Source organism: Actibacterium sp. XHP0104 (assembly GCF_025751515.1).
Classification (GTDB): Bacteria; Pseudomonadota; Alphaproteobacteria; order Rhodobacterales; family Rhodobacteraceae; genus Actibacterium_D.
In genome coordinates this window covers 1-5424 of record NZ_JAOWLE010000012.1, presented here as the reverse complement: position 1 = coordinate 5424, position 5424 = coordinate 1, and the positions used below count along the sequence as shown (strand labels likewise).

6 protein-coding genes are annotated in these 5424 nt (G+C 54.0%); 5 read left to right on the top strand and 1 reads right to left on the bottom strand.

The window, feature by feature from the left end; genetic code table 11:
- The 5 genes from OE856_RS13600 to OE856_RS13580 all read left to right on the top strand — a co-directional run.
- Positions 1–197: hypothetical protein (locus tag OE856_RS13600; protein ID WP_263716701.1), on the top strand; the 197-nt coding region annotated here is incomplete at its 5' end.
- Between the two features lie 70 nt (positions 198–267).
- The gene (locus tag OE856_RS13595) at positions 268–834 is read left to right on the top strand and encodes a TRAP transporter small permease (RefSeq protein ID WP_263716700.1); all 567 of its coding nucleotides are present in this window, start codon (positions 268–270) and stop codon (positions 832–834) included.
- On the top strand, positions 834–2120 hold the full coding sequence (locus tag OE856_RS13590; RefSeq protein ID WP_263716699.1) for a TRAP transporter large permease: 1287 nt from the start codon (positions 834–836) through the stop codon (positions 2118–2120). The genes OE856_RS13595 and OE856_RS13590 overlap by 1 nt, the downstream gene beginning before the upstream one ends.
- Positions 2121–2311: 191 nt before the next feature.
- Positions 2312–3028 carry an FkbM family methyltransferase gene (locus OE856_RS13585; RefSeq protein WP_263716698.1) on the top strand — a complete coding sequence of 239 codons (717 nt, stop codon included), beginning with the start codon at positions 2312–2314 and terminating at the stop codon, positions 3026–3028.
- 8 nt (positions 3029–3036) lie between these two features.
- On the top strand, positions 3037–3951 hold the full coding sequence (locus OE856_RS13580; protein ID WP_263716697.1) for a glycosyltransferase family 2 protein: 915 nt from the start codon (positions 3037–3039) through the stop codon (positions 3949–3951).
- Between the two features lie 303 nt (positions 3952–4254).
- On the opposite strand, the gene OE856_RS13575 is transcribed toward OE856_RS13580, so the two are convergent.
- Entirely contained in the window at positions 4255–4569 is a 315-nt protein-coding gene (locus tag OE856_RS13575) for a hypothetical protein (protein ID WP_263716696.1), read from the bottom strand.
- Between the last annotated feature and the right edge of the window lie 855 nt (positions 4570–5424).

Genomic DNA, 5424 nt, shown 5'->3' with positions numbered 1-5424 from the left:
CCATCAAAACTTCAACCTGCCGCAACTTCGAGACAATCTCTTCGGGCTTCGGTCGCTTGTTCGCCATTCTCAGTCCTCCGTTTCCTAAACATAACGGTGGACCAGTTCAGATGGGGAGGCTCACCGTGAAAGAACAAATCTGGCCCACCGTCGCGGATGGTATCGGCCAGGACATTCTCGATCGTCTGAGCAACTAAGCAGATAAACCTGATCGCGCGCGGGTCTCGAACCTGCGCGCGATCTATTTGCAAAAGGAGCGCAGGCGATATGGAACTTGCAGATAGACTCCCCTCGGGGATCGGACGGCTAATCAAGGAACTGGTGGCGATCAAACTGGCGATCAGCGCCATCGCGACACTTATTCTTCCGGCGACTTTTCTACTGGTCGTGATATTCAGGTATATTCTGCATTGGGATCTATTTGCCTACGAAGAATGGCTTTTGCCAATTTCGTTCTGGCTCTATTTCCTGGCAAGCGGTGTCGCAAGCTATCAAGACACCCAGATCAGAGCGGATTTGCTTGAGACCTGCTTCAAGTCAATCCGATCCAAATGGATCCGCCATCTTTTGCTGCACATTATCGAAACCTCCATCTGCTGCTTCATGCTGTATTGGACGTTCCTTTTGTTGGCCAACGGCATTTCCCAATACCCGTTCTGGCAAAAAACGATCGCGCTGAAGATACCCTTCTTTGTTGCCCATCTCGGCATCTTTGTCGGTGTGCTCTTCATGGTCCTTTACGGAATGCTGCACGTCTATGTTCTCTTGCGGTTCGGCCCGCAGGTTCTTGAAGACAAAATCGCGGCTAACCGCGAGCTGGGGGAGGAAAACTAATGCTGCTGGGTCTATCCATCCTGTTGGTCGTCGTACTGCTGGTCGCGGGCGTTGCTGTCCCCATGGCATTCGGCGGCGTGCTTATCCTGATTGCATTTCTTGGTGATCATAATGTCTCGGCCTTTATGGGGACCGGACATTGGAAAATGAACACCATCATCATTCTGGTCATTCCCTTGTTCGTGGTCGCGGGCGACCTGATGCAAAAGGGGAAAATTGCCGGCCCTATCGTCGAGATCGCCGAGTTGCTGCTTGGCGGCATCAAAGGCGGCCTCAGCGGCGCCTGCGTATTGGCAAGCGCGATGTTCGGCGCCATTTCGGGCAGCGGTGCGGCCACGTTGACCTGCATCGGGTCCATCATGTTCCCGCATCTGCGCAAGAACAAATATCCCGAGGGTTTCTCGGCGGCCCTGTTGGTATGTGCAAGCCCGCTGGGCCTGCTTATCCCGCCAAGCGGCGCCCAGCTGATCTATGCCTGGCTCACGCAGCAATCTGTGCTGAAATGCTTCCTAGCCGCATTGGCCGCGGGTCTGCTTTTGACATTCTTCCTGATCGTCGTGAACTTCGTGATGCTGCGAAACGTCAAAGGGGTCGAGCTGGTCAAGATCGAGGGCAGCCCTATCGTTGCGTTGCGGAAATCCACGTTCAACGCCGTGCCCGCGATCATCATGCCCGTCATCATCCTTGGCGGGATCTATGGGGGCATCATGACCCCGACCGAAGCCGCGGGCGTGGCGGCGATATACGCGATCCCCGTCGGCTTTTGGGTCTACAAGGGCCTGACCCTGAAGGTCTTTTGGGAAACTCTCAAAGAGTCGAGCGTCACGATCGGCGTTGTGATGGTGATGATCTTCATGGTGCTGATTGTCAGCAAGTTCCTGATCTTCGAAGACGTGCCCACGATCGCGCGCGAAATGATCTACTCCGTCTCGGACAATCCGGTCGCGGTCCTGCTGATGATCAACGTGGTGATGATCCTGATCGGCATGTTGATGGATGACTTTAGCGGGCTGGTCCTCAGCGCGTCGCTGCTGACGCCGATCGCGGTAAGCGCGGGTATGGACCCTATCCATTTTGCGGCCGTGCTGGGCGTGAATATGGGAATGGGCAACATCACTCCGCCGACGGCGCCCTTGCTCTTTCTTGGGTCGCGAGTCACCGGGGTATCTGTTCAGGCCATGATCAAACCGACCATGATCTTCATCATCTTCGCCTGGCTGCCGACGTTGTTTCTGATCACCTACGTGCCTCAGATCGCAATGTTCCTGCCCAATCTGCTGTTTTGATCTGTAACCGCACCGGACATACCGGTGCGGTTCAATCGCCCTCAGGCCCGCATGGCGCCCTCACGTCGGCCCGGGCCACACCCCCAGCGCATCGCCCAAGACGATAACGGGAACCCGCCCGCGCCCCACTTTTGCGATTGTTCCCTCATTGCCCCGGCTGCTATCAAATCGGTGTGGATAAGGGGGACATGATGTTTGACGCAACTGGGAACACGGTCGAGGTCTTTAATGGCCGGTCAAGAACGACCAGGGCTTCGATCGACGGTCGCGATGTGTTCTTCCTTTCAACGCATCTGAATGACGTCATTCAGAAAGAACACCAGGCCGGTAACTTTTACGAGCAGGAAGAACTGCAACTCATCGCCAGGCACACGACGCCGGGAATGGCATTCTGCGATATCGGCGCCAATGTCGGGAACCACACGATTTTCTTTGGGCTGTTTCTGCAGCCGGCAAGCATCATGTGTATCGAGCCGAACCCCGAGGTGCTTCCAGCGCTGCGCGCCAACATATTTCTGAACCGGCTCGATGATATCTGCGACATGTCCAAGCTGGGCCTGGCGCTGGGATCTCACGAAAGGCAGAACGCCAGCATTTCGTTCAGGGCCCGAAACACGGGCGCCTCACGGATCTCGGACGGCGGCGGGTCTATCCAGATTTGCACCGGCGACGCCTTGCTGGCGGGCGACAAGATCGACTTTCTGAAGATCGACGTCGAAGGTATGGAACTCGAAGTTCTCAAGGGGTTTTCGAATACGCTAGAGCGCTATGCTCCGAAAATCTTTATCGAGGTTCAAAACGAGAATATCGCCGCGGTCGATGAATACCTGTCCGCCTTCAATTACACCAAAGTCGAAGAATGGCGCCGATACCCGCAGAACATCAACTTTCTCTATGCGCCAAGATAGGTCGATCAATGCTGGTAGGTGTTTCCGTCGTCAAAAACGAAGAAGACATTATCGAAGCAATGCTGCGCCATAATCTGAGGTATCTGGACAAGATCCTGGTCATAGATAATGGCAGCTCGGACAAGACCCCGGAAATCGTGGAAAACCTGCAGCTCGAGGGGCTTGCATGCACCTTGCAGTTCAAGCCCGGCGTCGACCACAGGCAGCATGAAATTCTGACCGATGCGCTTGAAACCATACTGAAAACCGAAAACCCCCTTCGCGTGTTCCCGCTGGATGCAGACGAATTCATCCTGGCCGATGCTCAGGATTTCAGAACAGAGATGGAGGGGCCAACCGTTCTGTCGCTGCCCTGGGTCACATACGTGCCCACCGCGTCCGACGATCGCGCGATCCGAAACCCGATCGAGCGAATTCGGCACCGTCTTGAACACGAACCCAACGGCCGCTCGAAGGTCACGGTCCCCGCAGCCTATCTGGGAAATGCCCGCCTGTCGAAGGGCTCGCACAGGCTGTTCGACGCCGACGGCAGCAAAGTGAAATCCCGCGCATCCCGAACCGCCCGGCTGGCACATTTCCCGCTGCGTTCAGAGGATCAGCTAATGGCCAAGGCCCTGATCGGATCATGGTCCGTCCGATATCGCAACGGCCGCGTCGGAAAACGTGGCGGCGAGGCCAGACAGTGGCATGACATGGCTGAACTGATACTTGCCGGAGGCGCATTGGGACCCGACGACCTGACCCGCGCGGCTGTTCAATACGGCGGCGCTTCGTCCCAGGATGTGCCCTTGGTCGATGACCCAATTGACCCCGCGCCCAAGCTGAACCTCACCCCCGAGCGCGACAAGAACACCGTTTTGCATTCCGTCATTCAGTATACCAATCACCTGGTTGAAGAGGTGATCAGGCTAAGACAGGGCTAAGGCCTGTTTGGCGTTTTTCTGTTTTGTTGTCCGCGAATGCCGAGCGCCCCTTGGAGGAAACACCCAGGGCCGCGAGGAAGGCTGTTCGTCGCCAGAGTATTTGGGCCAGTTGCGGGTTTATCAAGTATACAATCGCCTTTCGTTTGATCCTCTCTCGTTGCTCCAGGCCGATCGGCACGCACGTATGGCAGGTCAGTTTGGTGTGCTCCTCCGATCCACCACACCCTGCCACTGCGCTGACCAGACGTTGGCTCAACAGCCTAACATATACCGGCGCCGTCTCGGCGAATATTCGGAAGGAACTCAGACTGCCGAATGCTGAGTGAAGTTCAAACGACCGCTTTCGCTTACGGGATCAAAACCTTCCAAAACACCAAAAGTTCTGTCATGGGTTTTTGTAACAGCAAAGACCTTGACCGCTCTCGCTACGATTGCACGAGACAAAAGCAACCGTATCTGGCTATTGGACACTATGATATCAAGTTCGCTATTTGGTAAATACTTTAAGATATCGGCGATGCTTCCTTGGCGATGTACAGCGCTCTTCATAATGTCCGGCATCATCTTAAGCTGTGCGACCTCAGGGCAAGCAGAAATTAGATCAGAAACACGCAGCATTCACATTTTGGACCGTTCGATTATTGTCAATTTTAGCTATGAAGCGTCTCTATCGTTTCTTCTGGCTGAGGACGTCATACTTGAACTACTTGAAGGTGCCGATGCAGCTGCTCGCGAACATGGAAACACTGTCCTTAGAAGTGAAGTAAGTAGCGTGTCATCAGCCTCATTGGTTTTCGACAGTTCCTACGCCAATCGATCTTGTTTGACTGCTTTTGCGACCATTTCATCGGGGAGTTATCAGCTTGAGTTCGGGGTACTTATCGACCCCAAAAATCTACACGACGAACGACCGATTTTTATCATTGAACACCTTTTTAATTGTAACAAGGTTCTCACCACCAGCGACGTTTTCCGATATCGATTAAACCCAATCAACTTACGTTCCGAAAGCATCCCGCGTAGATTTCTAGATATTAATCGCACCACAGGTAACGCCACACTTTTAGGATTGGGGAACCAATAATAACTGCTGAGCTAAACAATCTGACGTCTGAAAATACCGCACTGATTCAAGACATCACAAATATCGAAATAGAAATGGGTCTCAGGTCAATGTCAGCAGTGCGAGTTGAACAGTTCGCCGCTGGTTACTAAGATTAGCTCATGTCCTTCGTTGTTTCCCTCCTTGTATTCCTTCTGTTTGCAAATGCCCTACTGGCTTTTGGAGTCGCGTTCTATTGGCAGGCGAGAGTCATCGTCACCCTGTTCCGGACCTCGGACTGGGCGTGAGCCTCCCCATCTGAACTGGTCCACCGTTATGTTTAGGAAACGGAGGACTGAGAATGGCGAACAAGCGACCGAAGCCCGAAGAGATTGTCTCGAAGTTGCGGCAGGTTGAAGTTTTGATGGGGC

Coding starts and splice junctions, on each gene's coding strand:
- OE856_RS13590 (WP_263716699.1), top strand. CDS start 834: ATGCTGCTGGGTCTATCCATCCTGTTGGTCGTCGTACTGCTGGTCGCG.
- OE856_RS13580 (WP_263716697.1), top strand. CDS start 3,037: ATGCTGGTAGGTGTTTCCGTCGTCAAAAACGAAGAAGACATTATCGAA.
- OE856_RS13585 (WP_263716698.1), top strand. CDS start 2,312: ATGTTTGACGCAACTGGGAACACGGTCGAGGTCTTTAATGGCCGGTCA.
- OE856_RS13575 (WP_263716696.1), bottom strand. CDS start 4,569: ATGCTGCGTGTTTCTGATCTAATTTCTGCTTGCCCTGAGGTCGCACAG.
- OE856_RS13595 (WP_263716700.1), top strand. CDS start 268: ATGGAACTTGCAGATAGACTCCCCTCGGGGATCGGACGGCTAATCAAG.